Origin of the sequence: Gluconobacter sphaericus, from assembly GCF_016757795.1 — a bacterium.
Lineage (GTDB): Bacteria > Pseudomonadota > Alphaproteobacteria > Acetobacterales > Acetobacteraceae > Gluconobacter > Gluconobacter sphaericus.
Genome location: NZ_CP068419.1, coordinates 1015050 through 1031827, shown reverse-complemented (window position 1 = coordinate 1031827; position 16778 = coordinate 1015050). Strand labels below are relative to the sequence as shown.

At 60.5% G+C, this 16778-nt stretch carries 15 protein-coding genes and 1 pseudogene; 7 read left to right on the top strand and 9 right to left on the bottom strand.

The annotated features are described in order from the left end of the window. Window positions 1–308 precede the first annotated feature (308 nt). The gene (gene pstS, locus IGS75_RS04950) at window positions 309–1337 is read left to right on the top strand and encodes a phosphate ABC transporter substrate-binding protein PstS (protein ID WP_202257798.1); all 1029 of its coding nucleotides are present in this window, start codon (window positions 309–311) and stop codon (window positions 1335–1337) included. A gap of 188 nt (window positions 1338–1525) precedes the next feature. Continuing rightward, the gene (locus IGS75_RS04945; protein WP_228123751.1) at window positions 1526–2731 is read left to right on the top strand and encodes a multidrug effflux MFS transporter; all 1206 of its coding nucleotides are present in this window, start codon (window positions 1526–1528) and stop codon (window positions 2729–2731) included. Window positions 2732–2809: 78 nt separating this feature from the next. On the opposite strand, the gene IGS75_RS04940 is transcribed toward IGS75_RS04945, so the two are convergent. After that, on the bottom strand, window positions 2810–2947 hold the full coding sequence (locus tag IGS75_RS04940; protein WP_153429664.1) for a hypothetical protein: 138 nt from the start codon (window positions 2945–2947) through the stop codon (window positions 2810–2812). 282 nt (window positions 2948–3229) lie between these two features. Then, window positions 3230–3727, bottom strand: a complete 498-nt coding sequence (locus IGS75_RS04935; protein ID WP_141350260.1) for a DUF2721 domain-containing protein — start codon at window positions 3725–3727, stop codon at window positions 3230–3232. Window positions 3728–3900: 173 nt separating this feature from the next. Between IGS75_RS04935 and IGS75_RS04930 the strand changes: the two genes are divergently transcribed. Together IGS75_RS04930 and IGS75_RS04925 are read left to right on the top strand one after the other, a co-directional pair. Next, complete coding sequence (locus IGS75_RS04930; protein ID WP_237468999.1) at window positions 3901–4707, top strand: creatininase family protein; 807 nt, start codon at window positions 3901–3903, stop codon at window positions 4705–4707. Further along, window positions 4704–5942, top strand: coding sequence for a YncE family protein (locus tag IGS75_RS04925; protein WP_202257796.1), 1239 nt, complete (start codon window positions 4704–4706; stop codon window positions 5940–5942). The genes IGS75_RS04930 and IGS75_RS04925 overlap by 4 nt, the downstream gene beginning before the upstream one ends. A 189-nt stretch (window positions 5943–6131) precedes the next feature. Here the strand turns inward: IGS75_RS04925 and IGS75_RS04920 are convergent, their stop codons facing one another. The 5 genes and pseudogenes from IGS75_RS04920 to IGS75_RS15415 all read right to left on the bottom strand — a co-directional run. Further along, window positions 6132–6365 (bottom strand): hypothetical protein, encoded by a 234-nt coding sequence (locus tag IGS75_RS04920; protein WP_141350266.1) that lies wholly within the window; start codon window positions 6363–6365, stop codon window positions 6132–6134. A gap of 13 nt (window positions 6366–6378) precedes the next feature. Beyond that, window positions 6379–6690 carry a hypothetical protein gene (locus tag IGS75_RS04915; RefSeq protein ID WP_141350268.1) on the bottom strand — a complete coding sequence of 104 codons (312 nt, stop codon included), beginning with the start codon at window positions 6688–6690 and terminating at the stop codon, window positions 6379–6381. A gap of 225 nt (window positions 6691–6915) precedes the next feature. Further along, window positions 6916–9414, bottom strand: a complete 2499-nt coding sequence (locus tag IGS75_RS04910; protein WP_202257795.1) for a mechanosensitive ion channel family protein — start codon at window positions 9412–9414, stop codon at window positions 6916–6918. 138 nt (window positions 9415–9552) lie between these two features. Further along, window positions 9553–9735 (bottom strand): winged helix-turn-helix transcriptional regulator, encoded by a 183-nt coding sequence (locus IGS75_RS15420; protein WP_237469106.1) that lies wholly within the window; start codon window positions 9733–9735, stop codon window positions 9553–9555. A 10-nt stretch (window positions 9736–9745) separates the two neighbouring features. Further along, window positions 9746–9844, bottom strand: a pseudogene (locus IGS75_RS15415) (winged helix-turn-helix transcriptional regulator); the annotation flags it as partial. Window positions 9845–10052: 208 nt separating this feature from the next. On the opposite strand from IGS75_RS15415, the gene IGS75_RS04900 reads away from it, so the two are divergent. The 3 genes from IGS75_RS04900 to IGS75_RS04890 all read left to right on the top strand — a co-directional run bounded on the left by IGS75_RS04900 (window position 10053) and on the right by IGS75_RS04890 (window position 13784). Next, entirely contained in the window at window positions 10053–11150 is a 1098-nt protein-coding gene (locus tag IGS75_RS04900) for an SDR family oxidoreductase (protein WP_237468998.1), read from the top strand. A gap of 126 nt (window positions 11151–11276) precedes the next feature. After that, window positions 11277–13361 (top strand): protein-disulfide reductase DsbD family protein, encoded by a 2085-nt coding sequence (locus tag IGS75_RS04895; protein ID WP_237468995.1) that lies wholly within the window; start codon window positions 11277–11279, stop codon window positions 13359–13361. Between the two features lie 36 nt (window positions 13362–13397). After that, window positions 13398–13784, top strand: a complete 387-nt coding sequence (locus IGS75_RS04890; RefSeq protein ID WP_202257793.1) for a hypothetical protein — start codon at window positions 13398–13400, stop codon at window positions 13782–13784. Between the two features lie 4 nt (window positions 13785–13788). Here the strand turns inward: IGS75_RS04890 and IGS75_RS04885 are convergent, their stop codons facing one another. Together IGS75_RS04885 and IGS75_RS04880 are read right to left on the bottom strand one after the other, a co-directional pair. Further along, entirely contained in the window at window positions 13789–14319 is a 531-nt protein-coding gene (locus IGS75_RS04885) for a cupin domain-containing protein (protein WP_202257792.1), read from the bottom strand. A 113-nt stretch (window positions 14320–14432) separates the two neighbouring features. Then, window positions 14433–16760 carry a TonB-dependent receptor gene (locus IGS75_RS04880; RefSeq protein ID WP_141350284.1) on the bottom strand — a complete coding sequence of 776 codons (2328 nt, stop codon included), beginning with the start codon at window positions 16758–16760 and terminating at the stop codon, window positions 14433–14435. Between the last annotated feature and the right edge of the window lie 18 nt (window positions 16761–16778).

The window sequence follows — 16778 nt, the reverse complement described above, 5'->3', positions numbered from 1 at the left end:
GGGCGTGTGTTCCGCAGTTCAGGTATCTGATTCGCTTTTCGAAATAATGGGAAGGTTTCATGACAGGGGTGTGACAGTTTGATGACACAAAAGGCGAAAAGCCCCGGAAAACAGGGAGTTCCGTTTTTCGCATTTCAGTTTTGTTGCGCAAGGGGCGGCCGTAGGAACCTTACGAAGGGAGGGGTGTGACATTTCGGCACTTGGGGGCGTGCGGAGGTTGTCATGAAACTATCATGGAGGTCCCACTGTTTCTGTATCCGCGCCGGCGTTACTAAGGGGCAGTTTTCACGCCCCACTAAGGGATTCCCATGATCAAGAGCAGAGCTCCGCTATTCGGTCTTCTCGTCGCCACGGCCCTTGGCGCTGTTGCCATGACCCCGTTCGTGTCGTCGGCGCAGGCTGCGGACATCACGGGCGCAGGATCCAGCTTCGCCGCACCGATCTATGGTGCGTGGGGCACGGCGGCCAAGAGCCAGGCCGGTATCTCCGTGAATTACCAGAGTGTGGGCTCCAGCGCTGGCCAGGATCAGGTGATCGCCCGTACCGTCGATTTCGGCGCGTCCGACAAGCCGATGAGCGGCGAGCGTCTGGCCAAGGAAAAGCTGTACCAGTTCCCGACCGTCATGAGCGGCATTGTGGTCGTGGCGAACGTGCCGGGTCTGGCTCCGGGCGAGCTCCGTCTCGATGGACCGACGCTGGCTGCGCTGTATGACGGTGAAATCACGACCTGGGATGATGACCGCATCAAGGCCCTGAACCCGGGGCTGAAGCTGCCGGACACGGATGTCGCGCCGATCCACCGTGCTGATGGTTCGGGCACGAGCTACGTCTTCACGTCCTATTTGTCGCAGGTTTCCCCGACCTGGAAGCAGAAGCTCGGGGCCGGCACGTCCATCGCATGGCCGGGTGGTGCGGGTGCGCGTGGTAATGACGGCATTGCCGCCATGGTGCGTCAGACCGAGGGTGGCATCGGCTACGTTGAGTATGCCTATGCCGCGCAGAACCACCTGAACATCGCCAAGATGAAGAATCACAGCGGTGCTTTCGTTGCTCCGACGCTGGCCAGCTTCACCGAAGCCGCCAAAGCCGCTGACTGGGTTCACGCGGATCACTATGCCGTGAACCTGCTGGACACGGATGGTGCGTCCTCCTGGCCGATCGTGACGGCAACGTTCGTTCTGGTGCCGGTTGATGCGGCCCAGAAGGAGGCCGGCAAGGCTGTTCGTGATTTCTTCGCTTGGGGGTTCCAGCACGGTGACGCGGATAATGCCCGCCTCGACTATGTCGGTCTGCCGCAGACAGTGAAGACGGACATTCTGGCTAACTGGCCGAAGTAAGGTCTGCGCTCATGTCCGGAATGAGGCGTGGCGCCTGAATTCGGGGCTGGTCAGTCCGGACAAAAAGGCGTTGAGTATGGAAACGGGCTTCTCCAGCAGGGGGAGCCCGTTTTCGGTTTTCTGCTCTGTCCAGTCATGGTGCCTGCGTGTCCGTTACGTCGCTGTCCAAAGAGACCTCCCCCTCGGGGATGAATGCCCTCACCCGTGTGCTGATCGGTCTGATCTTTATTCTTGGGCCCGTTTCGACAGACATGTATCTTCCAGCCTTTCCGGAACTGGAGCACGATCTGGGGCACGGGGCAGGATCGGCGCAGCTGACACTGACTGCGTGGCTGGCGGGGCTGGCGATCGGACAGTTCACCCTGGGGCCACTCTGTGACCGCTATGGGCGCAAGCTACCGCTTCTGTACGGGTTGGTAGTGTATGCCCTCGCTTCGGTCGGGCTGGCCCTGACGACCAGTTTCCATATGTTCTGTGTGCTGCGTTTCGTGGCGGCTTTGGGAGGGGCGATCAGTTCGGTGGCGCCGCGGGCGATGGTGCGTGATGTGGCAACCGGAGCGGCGGGTGTGAAGCTCATGTCGCAGCTTATGCTGATTTTCGGGCTGGGGCCGCTACTGGCGCCCTCGATCGGCAGTTTCCTGCTGGATCTGGGGAGCTGGCGGCTGATTTTCTGGGCGAATGTTGTCTTTGGTGTCGTGATGTTCCTCTGCACGCTGTTCCTGCTGCCGGAAACGCTACCGAGGGAGCGGCGTTTTGCTCTGCCGGTCAGCGGCATGGTGGCGCGTTACCGGGACCTGTCGCGGGAGCCGCTGTTTTGCTCTGCGGTGATGGTCGTGAGCTTTGGGACGTTCACGATGTTTGCTTACCTGTCCAACGCCCCGGCGCTGTTCGAGAACATTCTGCATTTCTCGCCGCATCTGTTTGCCATTTTCTTTGGGCTGAACGGGGTCGGCTTCATTCTGGGATCGCAGATCAATGCGCGGCTGGCCAACCGGTTCCTGTTCACGCGGGTGATGGAAATCGGGATGCTGTCGGTGCTGGTGTTCTGCGTTCTGGCCGTGGTGGTGTGTATGAGTGGGCTGGCAGGGCCAAAAGATCCATGGATCCTGTGCGCGCTGATCTGGTGCACGACATTTTCACTGGGCTTCATCGGGCCGAACGCGGGCATTTTGGCCCTGACGCATCACGGGCATCAGGCGGGCGCGGCTTCGGCGTTGATGGGAACGATGAACTGGACAATCGCCGGTTTGGCGGGAGTCATGATGTCGTGTCTGCCGACGCACTGGGTTGGGTCGACATCGATCGGCATGCTGGTCGGGATCAGCTGTTGCTGGCTGTGCGATCTGTGGCGCCGCCGGCTGGATCCGGAATCCTATCTCTCTGTCCGACACTGAGCGCAGTCTGTGTCAGCCGGGAGAGGGAAAAGCGGGACGCCCGGCACGAAGGCCGGGCCAGTCCCGAGATAACTGGAATCAGCTCTCGGAAACGCGGTCGGAAGCAACCGTAGCAATCATCAGCGCGCCGATCATCGGAACGAAGGCAACCATCGAGAACTGTGCGAGCAGGCTGGTGGGAAGGCCGATCAGGTGGATCAGGGTCATGGAAGTCATCTGGAAAATCTCCGTGTGGTTCTGTTTGCCGTTTTGCGGCGTGCAGCGGGAGAAACTCCAGAATCGGGGGCTGAAGCAACAAATACAGATGTGGGGTCAGCCCTGCATTCCGTGCATAAATGTCTTTTAAACTTTTGCCATCTTTGCAGCAGCGCCGTTTTTGTTCCAGTCGGTCGATTATTTCGCTTTTGTTAAAGTAAAACGGGAGAGGCTTACAGATCAGGATTTCTTGCGGGAAAGAGTACTGTTTTGGGTTGTTTTTGAAATAAAATTGCGCGAAGGCTATTCCGCGTCGAGGCTCAGATCGGCGTCGCGACGCAGCCCGTGCCAGCTCAGCAGGGTGTCGGCGAGGAAGAACATTAGCGATCCGACGGTACATGCCAGAGCTATGCCAAAAAGTGCGAGCAGCCATGCTGACGTCGAGGCGTCCCGGATCGAGCCGACAAACAGCGCCATGGCTGCGCCGCAGGTCGAGGCGCCGCCAATGGCGTTTAGGAGAATCGCGACATCCAGCACAAAGACGCGGCGGTGCAGGCGGGTCTGCTGATTGCGGAGGCGCTCAGGAGTGTTGAGCGGATCTGCCGGTGTATCATCTGTAGCGGGTGTGCTGAGCTTTTTGCGAACGTCTTCCAGGTGGTCGGCGACGCGGGTGAGGCGTGTGTTGAAGACGTTGATGAGCGTGCCGATCCCGGACAGCATGAAGACGGGCGTAAGCGCGACTTGAATGAGGTGTGCGGCGCTGTCGACGGGATCGGGATCGTAGGAAATTGGAAAAGCCATAGTGTCTTATACTGCATGATCTGGTTGCGGAAAGACGCAAGATCCGGAAAAGGCGCCTCTGGCAAAAGGGGGGACAGATGGAGTAGGGAAAGACAACCATTACAAGAGATCTCCCGGCCCTGATGCTGTTTCTCCGTCGCCTGCCCTGTCGTGTTGCGTTGTTATGCGTAGGGATGGGGTTGTCTGTCCCGGCGGCCCGGGCGCAGGACGTGCTGGAAGTGCCGCCGCATTGCAGCGGTCTGGCGCTTCAGGCCGAATTCGCCTGCCGGAGCTGGACTGAGGTGGCGCAGGATGTGAGAGCGGGGACGGATACAGTCATTATCCCCGTGGGCGGGACCGAGCAGAGCGGCCCTTACATGGCGGTCGGCAAGCATAATGTGCGGGCGCAGGTGCTGGCGGATGCGATTGCGGTTCAGGCCGGGCACACGCTGGTGGCGCCTGTTGTGGCCTATGTGCCGGAGGGCTCGACGAGTCCGCGCACGTCTCACATGAAGTTTCCTGGCACGATTTCCGTGCCACCGGCCATATTCGAGGGGCTGCTCAAAGGCGCTGCTGAGAGTTTTCGCGTTCAGGGTTTCCGGCGAATTGTGCTGCTGGGCGATCATGGCGGATACCAGTCTTTCATGGGGCAGGTGGCGCAGGAGTTGAACCGGGCCTGGAAGGGGCAGGCCGCCGTGCTTTATGTGCGTGATTATTATGAAGTCGTTCCCCACCAGTATGCTGATGCCCTGCGCGCGCAGGGCCATGCGGCTGAAGTGGGGCTTCATGCGGAGCTGAGCGATACGTCGCTGATGCTGGCGGTTGATCCGTCGCTTGTGCGTCAGGATACATTGCGCGCAGCTCCGAAACCGGGTGTGGCTGAGGGCGTCTATGGTGGCGATCCACGGCGTGCATCGGCTGGGCTCGGCCGGATCGGCACGGAGATGCAGATCCGGACCGCGGTTGCGGCAATCCAGTCTTTCCAAAGGAGCCATCCATGACATTTAAGACTCCGCTTCTGGTGGCGACAACGCTGCTGGGAGCCACCCTGGGAACTGCCGTAGCCCATGCGCAGGAATACTCTCCGAGCGCGCCGATGGTGCCGGTCCCTGCCGATGCCTCCGCGCCTGTTGCGGCATCAGCGCCGGTTGCTGCGTCCGGTATCCAGACAATCCCGGGCATGCCGCCGGTCATTGATCCGAAGAATATCTATAGTGAGACGACACCGTCCCATATATCGCCTGCGATCGCCCATGATCCGGCCCGTGTTTATGTGCCGAACCTGCGTGGCGACAGTGTTTCCGTTATTGATCCGGCGTCATTTCAGGTTGTGGATACGTTTCCGGTCGGGCATTCGCCGCAGCATGTGGTGCCGTCCTGGGATCTGCGGACGTTGTGGGTGACGAATAACAGCGAAGGCCGTCCCGACGGGTCGCTCACGCCGATCAATCCGGCGACGGCCAAGCCGGGGCCGTCCATTGCCGTGGATGATCCGTACAACATGTATTTCACGCCGGACGGCCGATACGCGATTACGGTGGCCGAGGCTCATAAACGTCTGGACTTTCGCGATCCGCATACGATGGAGCTGAAGGGCTCGGTCGAGACGCCGGAATGCAAGGGCGTCAATCACGCCGATTTCTCTATCGACGGCAAGTATGCGATCTTCACCTGCGAGTTCGGTGGTTATGTCGCCAAGGTTGATACGGTGAACCTGAAGATGATCGGGATGCTGAAGCTGTCTAAAGGCGGGATGCCGCAGGACATTCTGACGGCGCCGGATGGTCACAAGTTCTATGTCGCGGACATGATGGCGGACGGCGTGTTCGTTGTGGACGGCGACTCTTTCAAGGAAACCGGCTTCATCCCGACGGGTATCGGTACGCATGGCCTGTATCCGAGCCGCGATGGCAAGGTGATGTATGTCGCAAATCGTGGATCACATCGCATTCATGGTCCGAAGCACGGGCCGGGCGGGGTGTCGATTGTCGATTTTGCGACGGACAAGGTCGTCAAAACCTGGATGATCCCAGGTGGCGGTAGCCCGGACATGGGCAATGTCAGTGCGGACGGCAAACTGCTGTGGTTGTCAGGACGGTTTGATGACGTGGTCTATGCGATCGACACTGATACGGGGGCGATGCGCAAGATCCCGGTCGGTGCGGAGCCGCATGGCCTGACGGTATGGCCGCAGCCGGGACGTTATAGCGTCGGCCATACAGGCATCTTGCGATAAGGTCCGAGGAATTGAGGGATCGAAAGAGGGAGGCAGATATTTCTGTCTCCCTTTTTTATTAGCTGTGGCTCTACAAGGAGTTGGGTCGGCAGACGTCGAGGGCCTGTATGGCGACTTTTCCGAATTCCTGATGGCGTGCTTTCCACCGGAGATGCGGCTGTCTGAACAGCTGCTCTGGTGTTGGGCGCTTTATGGCTTGTTGGCGCTGGAAGATTTTCTGGAAAAAAGGCGATCAATCGCGGGGCCGATAAAATAGCCGATGATCCCGGTGATCAAGACGGAGGGCCAGGCCCATCCGGCATAATCCTTGAAGAAATCCTGATTTTCCAGATAGGTCATGACAGCGATGTCGATAAGGACGAGGGTCCATAATGTCGTGGACAGGAAAGGCTGGAGCCATGCGTGGCGGATTGTACGGGTCATGTGCCTCTCCTGATTACGAGATCGAGACGTGGAAGACGAAGATCATCCCACAGATGAACGCTCCAAGCAGCGGAAGCCAGCAGGTATGCAGGTGGTTGTGGTCGTCCATGTAGGAATAGGCAAGCGCTAACGCGACATAGACATGCGCGAACACCAGCCCGAGGACCATGCCGATGAACCGCTTTTTCAGGACCTGTTCTTCCTGACGGTTCTTTTCGGCCAGGACGGTCGGGTTTGGGCGCTCCGTCGGAGTTTCGGCGGAAGGGGCCACGGTCGTCTTCTGGGTGGGGTCGGACGATTCCGATGAGACCAGGGCAAGAGACATCGCTGGATTCCTTGGCATGATCCTCGCCGATCGGCGGGCGATGCGGGGCCACGGAGAGAGCGGGCCGGGAAATCGTCTGCGGGGAACCGGGAGGGGGGTTCTCGATAATGTGGAGGCAGAATGAGCCTCTCTGCACACCAGCGCAAGACTTTATTTAATTGATTAACAATTATGTGGAAGCGTACCGGAAAGTGAAACCGGCCCCTGAACGGGGCCGGTCTGAAATCACCCCGGGGTGCCGCCGTCAGGCTTGCTGTTATCCTGCGCGGTTTCCGGTGCAGGCTTCCGGGCTGGTGGTTTCGGTGGGGTGGGGGCATCGTTGGCTGGGGCGGGCAGGGCCACGTCTGCGGTAATGCGCATGGCATTGCCCGGCGGTGTCGTGAAGTAGGACGTGCCGGTGTAGAACTTGACGTTCTCCGCGGCGAGCAGGTTGGTGATGCGGCGGTAGAACTCGCGCTTGACCTTCCATTTCATCATCGGAGTCGTGCGGAAGCTGCCAAGGAGCGTGGCGCCCCCGCTGTCGCTGTTGTCCACGCCCAGGTCGTTGTAATCCGACAGGATCATGGGGCCGAAGACCGGATCGTCGCGCATTTCCTTGAGCGTTTTCGCCATGATGGCCGTGACGCGGGGCAGATTCTCGGAAAGATCAAGCTGCTGTTTGACGATGACCTGATTGTAGCCGCGCGCCGTGTTGGCGATCGAGGAGACAGACGAGAACGGGATGATGTGAAGGTCGCCGTTGATGTCGCGGACTTTCACTGTGCGGATCGAGAGGTTTTCCACCGTTCCCGAGACGCCGCCGGTCGTCACCCAGTCCCCGACCTGGATGGCATCTTCGACGAGCATGAAGAAGCCCGTGATGAAGTCCTTGACTAGGCTCTGCGAACCGAAGGCGATGGCGGCACCCATGATGCCTGCGCCGGTGAGCAACGGGGTGACGTTGATGCCGATCTGCGAGAGTGTCGTGACTGCGACGATGATGATGATGATGGCTAGAAGGACGGTGCGAATGATGGGCAGGACTGTGCGCAGGCGGGTTGCGCGCGACATCTGGTCCGACTTCTCGAAGCGGGTGAGCTGCTGGCTGAGGAAGGCGTTGAAGATTTCCCAGATCGCAACGGCCACACTGAGGGCGACCAGCATCGTTATGATGGCGTCGAGCAGATGGCGGCCGACGGCGTTGTATATGAAGAAGCCGAAAGTGGGCAGGCCCCACGTCTCGGTCATGGCGACCAATGTCAGGAACAGGATGGTGCCGGTCAGGATCTTGCGGGCGAAGGGATAGTAACGGTCGGCGCGTTTCTGAAGATCGGGGAAGCGATCGGTCAGGGCCGGGTTGATGCGGAAAAGGCGGTCCTGAAGCCCGTAGGCCAATACAGCCACCAGACGGGAGGCGACGAGGATGCCGATGGTGATGCCGGTGGTGTCGAGGATCCAGCGATAGCCACCGGGCAGATGCGCGGCCCAGACGATCCAGAGGGAAGCATCCAGGAACATGGCCGGGACCCACCACAGCCGTGTGACGGCGACGATGAAGGTCCACATTGCGGTGTCGGGAACGGCGCGGGGCTGAAGTGCGCGGCTGACGAGGTGCCGGATGCGCCAGATGAAGATGGCGATCAGGATGTGTTCGATCAGGATTACGCCGCGGATCATGGCGCCCGTGCCACGTGGCGAGAGATTGAACTGGCTGCCCAGTGTGGACAGGCAGAAGACGATGGCGGGTGCTGCGACCAGCACGTTCCACCAGCGGGTCAGTAGAAAGGCCGTTGCATCCGTTGCGGGCAGCAGGCGGATGGTGGGGGAACGGGGGGCGAAGCCTGTTTCGACAAACAGATACAGGCAGCGGGCGGCAGCGTAGCAGTTGGCGAGCGTCGTGATGACGTTATCCGTTTTCTTGCTCCAGGGCAGTACTAGAACTGCGAGATAGGCAATGGCCAGAAAGGCCAGAACCGGAATGGCCTTCAGTGCGAAATGCCCCAGTGCGTAAGGGACGCGGGAGAGGAAGCGCAGGGTCTCGACCTGTCGCCGCTGGTCTGCGGCGCGGGTTTGGCTGGAACCGTCAACGATGGGCTCCTGCGGGGTGTTTTCCTCGGTTTCGAGCGCGTGGCGCTGCTCACGGTTTTCGGCGTTCTGTGTGAGCTGGAGAAGAGGTTTGTGCAGGCTGAGCGCAACAATGCGTTCTAGCACGAGACCGCAGACCATGATTACGAGGCCTCCAGCGAAGGCATGGAGAATCGTGGTGCGGGTGTCGGGGGAGGCGAGTGTCGTACGCGCCCAGTGGCCGACGATGCCGAGATTGCTGAACAGACCGAGGAAGTTATGCAGATAGCCCAGCGCCTGAAGGCGGATGCTGCTCAGGCCGGTATGGATATCGGGCGGGACTTCGGCGACGGTCTTGGCGGGGGCCGCTTTGGCAGGTGTGGTTTTTGTGGCGGGTGCGGCCGCAGTATCGGGGGTCGCCGCGGGGGTTTCAACCTGAAGGCCGCGGGCCATCAGGGAGAGGGTGTGGGTGAAGGCGTCTCGTTCCTTCGGGTTGTTCAGGACGTTGAGGAGCTGCTGTGCTTCCTGCTGGTTTAGAGGGGCGGTTGGGGTGGTGTCGGCCGCCTGGGCCGGGAACAGCGCCAGGATGCCGAGGAGCAGGAAGAGGAAGATGCCGGGGACGGCGCGTCCAGTTCGTGTGTGGGACGATGGAGACTGATCGGGACGGGGTATCGACGGCATCGGTCTGATGAGTCCTTGCAAATTACGCGGTCGGTCGCGCGGTCTGTCGTCCGCACAGGGTGGTCCGCCTGGGGCGGTCTGGTGCTGTAAACATGGCACAGGGCGGCGGCTCTGTCCTACCCTCATCATGCGGGTAGCCTATTCGGATGTGGAGGGTTCGTGCTGTGCGAGCCGGTCGAGGGCGTCGGCGTTACGGATGGCCCAGTGATAGAGAAGTTCGACGGGCTCCACGAAGGTCTGTCCGAGTTCCGTTAGGCTGTAATCGACATGGGGGGGGCATAATCTGCCGGACGTTGCGACGGATGAGGCCCTGCGCTTCAAGATCACGAAGAGTCTGGGTCATCATTTTTTTCGATAGATCGGGGATGCTGCGCTGGAGCTTTCCGGGGCGTGCCGTACCGCCCAGAAGATGTAGTGTGTGCAGAATCATGGTGGTCCATTTGCCGCTGAAAAGCCTCAGAATTCGGCGCGGCGCACAATCTTCGGCGAAGGGTGCCTGACGGTAGTGATCGGGCAGTGGCGGGGTCATGGAGTGGGCACCTTCTGGTCACCAGGGCACGAAAAGGTGCCGTCTGGCGGAAATGCGGATGGTCTTCCAGATGTGGAGCAGACTCTGTTTTCTGCAAAGGAAAAATCCCATGACATCTTCTGTTCCTGCCTCTGCCGGAGTTTCGGCCCGGATTGCGCTGGTCGTCGGGGCGACCGGTATTGTTGGTCAGAACATTGCGGCGCGTCTCGTGGCTGAAGGCTGGACCGTGCATGGTCTGGCGCGGAGGCCGCGTCATGACATGGCGGGCGTGCTGCCGGTTGAGGCCGATCTGCTGGATCTGCCGACGCTGACGCATGCGCTGCGGGATCTGCGGCCGAGCCATGTGTTTTTCTGCTCCTGGCTGCGTCAGGAGACGGAGGAAGAAAACTGCCGCGTGAATTCCGCGATGATCCGCAATGTGTTCGCTGCTCTGCCGGAGCCGGGGCTTTTGGTTCATGCGGCGCTGACGACGGGCATGAAGCATTATCTTGGTCCGTTCGAGTCCTATGCGTCCGGCGAGCCGCCGGTGACGCCGTTTCGCGAAGACGCGCCCCGGCTGGACCTGTTGAATTTTTATTATGATCAGGAAGACGCGCTTTATGAAGCCGCTGCCCAGCACGGGTTTTCGTGGAGTGTGCATCGTCCGCATACGGTGATCGGCTATGCGGTTGGTAATGCGATGAACATGGGCAGCACGTTGGCGGTCTATGCGACGATCTGCCGCGAGACCGGGCGGCCTTTCGTCTTTCCGGGATCTCCCGTGCAGTGGAATGCCCTGACGGATCTGACCGATGCGCGGCAACTGGCGCGGCAGCTTTTCTGGGCTTCGACCGAGGCCGGGGGACGGAATCAGGCGTTCAATATCGTGAACGGGGATGTGTTTCGCTGGAAATGGCTCTGGCCGCGTCTGGCGGAATGGTTCGGAATCGAGGCTGCGCCGTATCCCGGCCATGCGACGTCCCTTGAAGAGACGCTGGCGGGGGATGCGGAACTCTGGGAACGGATTGCCACGAAATACGGGCTTGCGGAAAGCCGAATCGAACGGCTGGCTTCGGCCTGGCATACGGATGCTGATCTGGGTCGGCCGGTCGAATGTGTGACGGATATCAGCAAAAGCCGCCTCGCGGGGTTTACGGGATATCAGTACACGCCGGACTCTTTCACCGATCTGTTTACGCGCCTGCGGGCTGAGAAGCTGATCCCGTAATATGGGGTTTGCAGGGCCTTGCGGTTTCACGATCGGAAGAGTCCTGCTTTTCGTTTCAGTCAGTGATATGATGAAGGCTGTCTTCTGAAAACGTGGAATGAGCCTGTCTTGCATCGAATGTTCAGCATGTCGGCCCTGCTCCTGGCAGGGGTTCTGGGTCTGGGTTCCGTCTCTGCACGGGCGGCCGAAAGTGCGCCTGTTGCGTCCGCGAACGATACCGCGACGCTTGTCACGGATCGCGATGCGGTCGGGCCGGACCAGCATCTGCGTGTTGGGCTGCGGCTTCAGCTTAAGCCAGGCTGGCATACCTACTGGATTAATCCGGGCGATGCCGGGGACACGCCAACGCTGGATGTGACGGCTGACGGCGGTGCGACGGGCAAGGGGGGGGCGATCCACTGGCCAGTGCCGGTGCGGATCAGTGAGGGCGGCCTCATGTCCTACGCTTATATTAACGAAGTGACCCTGCCGGAGGATCTGGTTCTCAAGGGCTCCAGCGGGACGACACTTCACGCTCATGCGGAATGGCTTGCTTGTGCGCAGGTCTGTATTCCTGAGAGTGGTGATTTCACGCTGACGCTTCCGGCTTCCACGGCCGATGTGCCGGAAGGCGGGGCTCAGGCGAGCCTGTTCCGCAAAGCGGAAGCTGCCATGCCGGTGGCGTCGCCGTTTCCGGCCAGCGTGTCGGGCGGCGGCGTGTTGACCCTTTCGGGCAAGGGGCTGTCTGCGGCGTCCGTGTCGCAGGCATGGTTCCTGCCGCAGGATGGGGGTGTGATTGATCAGGTGGCGGAACAGCCGCTGCATGTCTCTGACGGCCAGTTGACGCTCGGACTGAAGTTCCTGAAATCAGCGCATCGGGACAAGCCGTTGCTGGGCGTGGTCGTGCTCAAGGATGCGGCGGGGCAGGAAAGCCCGTTGCAGATTGAGGCGCGTCCGGCCGGGGGAGCGGCTTCGGCCCCCGGACAGGCCCCTGGTCAGGAGGTGCCGACGGGCGCGGGCTGGCTGCGGGTTCTGCTGTTTGCTTTTGTGGGCGGTCTGATCCTGAACCTGATGCCGTGTGTGTTCCCGGTTCTCGCGATGAAGGCGCTGTCTCTGGCGAAGATGGGCGGTGCCGGACGGGGGGCACAGCTTCAGAGCGCGCTGTTTTACACGCTGGGCGTGGCGGGAGCGTTCGCGGCGCTAGGCATTGTCATGATCGGGCTGCGTCTGGCCGGGTCTGCGGCAGGCTGGGGCTTTCAGTTCCAGTCGCCGGGATTTGTGGTTGGCGTGTGCTGGCTGCTGTTCCTGATGGGGCTGAACCTGCTTGGTGTGTTTGAAGTCAGCGCCGGGCGTCTGGGGCAGGTTCAGACCGGCAGCGGTCGGAGCGGGGACATGATGACGGGCCTGCTGGCGGTTATTGTGGCGACGCCCTGCACGGCGCCGTTCATGGGCGTTGCCATTGCCGGGGCTCTGGGTGGGCCGCCGGTGATGGGGGTTCTGGTGTTCCTGTCGATGGGGCTTGGGCTGGCATTTCCGTATATTCTCGTGGCCGGTGTTCCGGGTGTGGCATCGCGGATGCCGAAGCCGGGGGCCTGGATGGGTATTCTCAAGCAGGTTCTGGCGTTTCCGCTGTTTGCGACCTGTGTATGGCTGCTCTGGGTTGCGGCAATCCAGCGGGGCGTGACGTTTGTGGCACTGACGGCCGGGGGCGTTGTATTTCTGGGGTTTGCGGGCTGGATTTACGGTGTTGGGCAGCGTCGGTCCATGCTGGAGGGCGGCCGTGGGACGGTAGCGTTCTGCCGGATCGTGGCTGTGCTGTGTGTTGTGGTTTGTGGGGCCGCGCTGGCGCAGGGGCTGCGGGCCGCGCCTGCTCCTGTGGTTACGGGCGCTTCGGAGGCCGGGATCGAGCCGTTCTCGGAGGCGCGTCTGGCCGAGCTTCGGGCGCAGGGCAAGCCGGTGTTCATCGACATGACGGCGTCATGGTGCATCACCTGCATGGTCAATGAGCGTGTGGCGCTGGATGTGCCATCCGTTCAGCAGGCGTTCCGGGACCGAAAGATCGTGTTCCTCAAGGGGGACTGGACGAACCGCAATGCGGCGATCGGTGCGTTCCTCAAGGCGCATGGGCGCGATGGTGTGCCGTTCTATATCTATTATGCGCCGCATCAGGATGGCGTTGTGCTGCCGCAGATCCTGACGCCGGGCATCGTGCTTTCGACGATCGGAAAATGATGTCAGGGCAATGAGACAGGCTCGGGAGGAATGGTCATGAAAGCATGGGTGTTTCTTCCGGGACTGTTTCTGACTGCGCTGATGCCCGTTTTTTGTGTGGCGCAGACTCCTCCGACAAATCCGTTCAATGCTGTGCAGATCCTACCGGGAAACCTGTTCGGGCTGCAGAGCGTGGCAGATTTGGGGACGGGTGAAGAAATTCGCGTCATGGAACATCGCCGGGCTCCGCCGGTTTTTTCCGCCTCCCCGATCGTGACGCGCTATTTTGAAGACGGTCATACGGAGAGCCGGGTCACCCTTTGGAAGGGTATGACGGCTCATCTGAAATTTGGGCGGGATCTGGATCATGACCCCGCCACAGGCACCAATACGTCGCGGTTTGGCGAGGCTTATGCCACGTCCTCGCCGTTGTTGCCGCGATAGGGGGTCAGCGGCCCGTGTTGCGCGGATCGTCTTGCGGATTGACGTAGGCCATGCTGAACGGCCCCATTCCTGAAACCTGAAGCACGGCCCCTTGGCGTCCTGCCTTAATGGCGTGGGGCACGTTGACCGGCAGATGGACGAAGCCGCCCGGTCCAAGCGTGCGCTGCTGCGTCGTGTCGATGTTCTGTCCCACGAAATGCTGGATATTGCCGCTGATGACAGTCAGCATTTCATCCAGATTATGGGTGTGGGGCGGGATGAACGATCCTGCGGGCATCATGACGCGCAGGGTGAATGGGCCTGGCTTGCTGGTATCACCGGTCAGGACGGCCATTTTTGTTCCATGCGGGAACATGACAGGAGCGGGTTGCCATTTCACTGCATCGGAGCTCGGAATGATGGTGACGGCGGACTGGTCTGGTGCGGTTTCCGTCGGAACCGGGGCGCTGTGCGCGAGCGGTGTCACAATGAGCGTTGTGCAGAGCAGCAGGGTTGAGCTGGCGAAATGCTTTTTTGAAATATTGCCGGGGGGCATGGGGGTCTTCTCCGTTTCTTAAAGGCGTATGCGTGCCGTCTTGCGGCAACGCACTGGAGGAGAGGCGGTTTGGAATGCAGGGACAGGAACCGGTGTCTTCCTGTCCCGTAGGATCAGAAGGCGGTGGAGACCGTTCCGGTCATGGTGAAGCGCGGGGCGACCATGAAGGAGTTTCCGTAGCCGGTATAGGACGCCATGTTGCCGCTGTAGACCGTGCTCGGGTCCTTGGCGCTGTAAACCGCGCCCATGGCGCCGGTGCGAACGACGGAGCCTGTGAGGTTCGTGAAGTTCAGGCGGAATGTTGGGGACTGCGCGAACATGAACGGCTTGAAGTGATAGCCCATCGAGAGCGTGTCGGTGACGTAGCCCGGAATGCGCTGGTCGCCGGCGATGCTGACGGATTGCGGGCCGGTATAGTGGACCGAACCATTCGCGAAGAAGCCCTTATAGGTGTACGTCAGGCCGAAATTCGCAATGACATGCGGGGCCATGACGGCCTGCGTGCCTTTGGAGTGCAGCATCGTGTTCAGATACGGATCGAAGACGTTGCTGTCCTGGGTGGCGTGAAGGTATTCGACCGAAGCGTACGGGCTGAAGCCATGGATGGGGCGTGCCGCGACCATCACGTCAAATCCGCGCATTTGCTGGCTGCCAATATTGAACGGCTTGTAGCTGTTCATGCCCACATACTGGTCCACGATGCGGTTCGTGACGTTGTAGTTGAAGAAGGCGACGTCCGCGATGATATGGTCGTCGTGGTAGCGGTAGCCGAGTTCTTCCTTGATGGAATACTGGTTTTTGGGGATCGCAACACTGGTATACAGCCAGCCGAGATCGACAGCGCTGGGCTGACGGTAGTCGCCTTCGACGTTCAGGTAGATCTGGCTGTTGTTATTGATGCGATAGCCGATTGAAAGCTGCGGCAGCGGTGCGGTGCGGTTGGCTTCCTGACGGCCGTAATAGTCCTTGTTCCAGATGTTTGTCATGACGAATTTGAAGCCGGCGTCCACCGTCAGGTGGTCGTTGAAATATTTGGCGGTGTCATGCACGAATAGTGAGTGGATTTCGTAACCGGCCGTCTGTTTGTCGCCAGCTGAAACTTGGTACGCGGCCCAGTTGGGGCTTGGTGCGTTGCCGTCCGCCATCTGGTAGCTGGTGGGGTAGGACTGGATCGTCTGGGTGTTTTCATACCAATAGCCGACCGAGAACGTGTTGTGACGGTCGATCTCCCAGTTGAGTTTCGCAACCGTTCCGACCGAGCGGTATTCGTTCTGCAGGAAGTAGCTGGTCAGACCGCGTGTGGCGCCGCTTGAATCGGTTGTGGTGCCATCAGGCGACGCGTCCCAGCCTTGTCCGAAGCTGAAATAGGGATGGATATCGAGCGACAGGCGCGAAGGTAGCGCGATATGGACCGGAGCCGAGATGAAGATCTGGTTCCAGTGATCGTTGTTGTTGCCCCAATAGTTGTTGCTCTTACGATCATCCGTTCGGCCATAGCCCTGACCGGTGTGTTTGTAGCGGAAGAACTGGTCAGAGGTGGGGTAGTTGTCGATGATGAAATCGGCCGAATTCCAGGACAGGAAGAACTTGGCGTTGGAGCCGTTCTTCCAGTCTTTCTGCAGGCCGAAATCGATATGTTTGCGCTGGTTGATGCCAGCGCCCATCCACGACCGGGCATGCGTGTTGGAGAACGAGAAATAGCCGCGGACGCCGCTATGTCCGATCTCGCCGGATTCGAGGCGGATGAACTCGCGCGACAGGTTGTTGGTGCCATAGGAGAAGTCGATCAGGCCGCCGCGTTTCTGCGACGGGGTGCGGGTTTCCTCGGCCATGACGCCCCCGGCTGCCGACATGACGGGAAGGTCCGTTGCGGAGGAACCTGGCGTGACGCTGACGCTCTCGAGGTTCTCGGAATCGACGTTTTCGCTCAGATATTTGGCAGCGGCCGCCGGGGCACCGTCCACCATCAGTCCCATATCCAGATCGGTCAGGCCGCGGGACTGGATCTGTCCTCCCTCCATGCCTGACGAATCCGGTGTCGTAACATTGAGGCTGGGCAGGTTCTGGATCAGATCAAGCGCCGTGCTGGTCGGCGCGCGCATGTTGATGAATTCCTTAGTGACGGTCTGCACGGCGTGTGGCGCGGTTTCGACGCGCATCATGCCGCCACCACCGTTCAGGGCGCGGCGCGAGGACGTGACGGAGACTGTTTCGGCAGCGGAGGCATTGAGTGCATGCGGACGCGGTGCGGCTGCGGGCCGGGCTTGGGGTGCGGTGTTGCGGGCCGTGCTGCGGACGGGAGCATGATGACGCGAAATGGGGTGCTTCGTGGTCTGTGCGGCGCGTGCGTCCGTGCCGAATGCAACAAGGGCGCTGCCGGCAAGGCAGGTTACTGCAAGAAGCTGGCGTCGATAGTCCGGTGACCAACGATTGTCTTTCATGCTGCCGGGCTCCTGTCG

Bases quoted from the DNA above. Each gene is read 5' to 3' on its own strand.
- pstS (WP_202257798.1), top strand. From the start codon at position 309: ATGATCAAGAGCAGAGCTCCGCTATTCGGTCTTCTCGTCGCCACGGCC.
- IGS75_RS04945 (WP_228123751.1), top strand. From the start codon at position 1,526: ATGAATGCCCTCACCCGTGTGCTGATCGGTCTGATCTTTATTCTTGGG.
- IGS75_RS04940 (WP_153429664.1), bottom strand. From the start codon at position 2,947: ATGACTTCCATGACCCTGATCCACCTGATCGGCCTTCCCACCAGCCTG.
- IGS75_RS04935 (WP_141350260.1), bottom strand. From the start codon at position 3,727: ATGGCTTTTCCAATTTCCTACGATCCCGATCCCGTCGACAGCGCCGCA.
- IGS75_RS04930 (WP_237468999.1), top strand. From the start codon at position 3,901: ATGGGGTTGTCTGTCCCGGCGGCCCGGGCGCAGGACGTGCTGGAAGTG.
- IGS75_RS04925 (WP_202257796.1), top strand. From the start codon at position 4,704: ATGACATTTAAGACTCCGCTTCTGGTGGCGACAACGCTGCTGGGAGCC.
- IGS75_RS04920 (WP_141350266.1), bottom strand. From the start codon at position 6,365: ATGACCCGTACAATCCGCCACGCATGGCTCCAGCCTTTCCTGTCCACG.
- IGS75_RS04915 (WP_141350268.1), bottom strand. From the start codon at position 6,690: ATGTCTCTTGCCCTGGTCTCATCGGAATCGTCCGACCCCACCCAGAAG.
- IGS75_RS04910 (WP_202257795.1), bottom strand. From the start codon at position 9,414: ATGCCGTCGATACCCCGTCCCGATCAGTCTCCATCGTCCCACACACGA.
- IGS75_RS04900 (WP_237468998.1), top strand. From the start codon at position 10,053: ATGACATCTTCTGTTCCTGCCTCTGCCGGAGTTTCGGCCCGGATTGCG.
- IGS75_RS04895 (WP_237468995.1), top strand. From the start codon at position 11,277: ATGTCGGCCCTGCTCCTGGCAGGGGTTCTGGGTCTGGGTTCCGTCTCT.
- IGS75_RS04890 (WP_202257793.1), top strand. From the start codon at position 13,398: ATGAAAGCATGGGTGTTTCTTCCGGGACTGTTTCTGACTGCGCTGATG.
- IGS75_RS04885 (WP_202257792.1), bottom strand. From the start codon at position 14,319: ATGCCCCCCGGCAATATTTCAAAAAAGCATTTCGCCAGCTCAACCCTG.
- IGS75_RS04880 (WP_141350284.1), bottom strand. From the start codon at position 16,760: ATGAAAGACAATCGTTGGTCACCGGACTATCGACGCCAGCTTCTTGCA.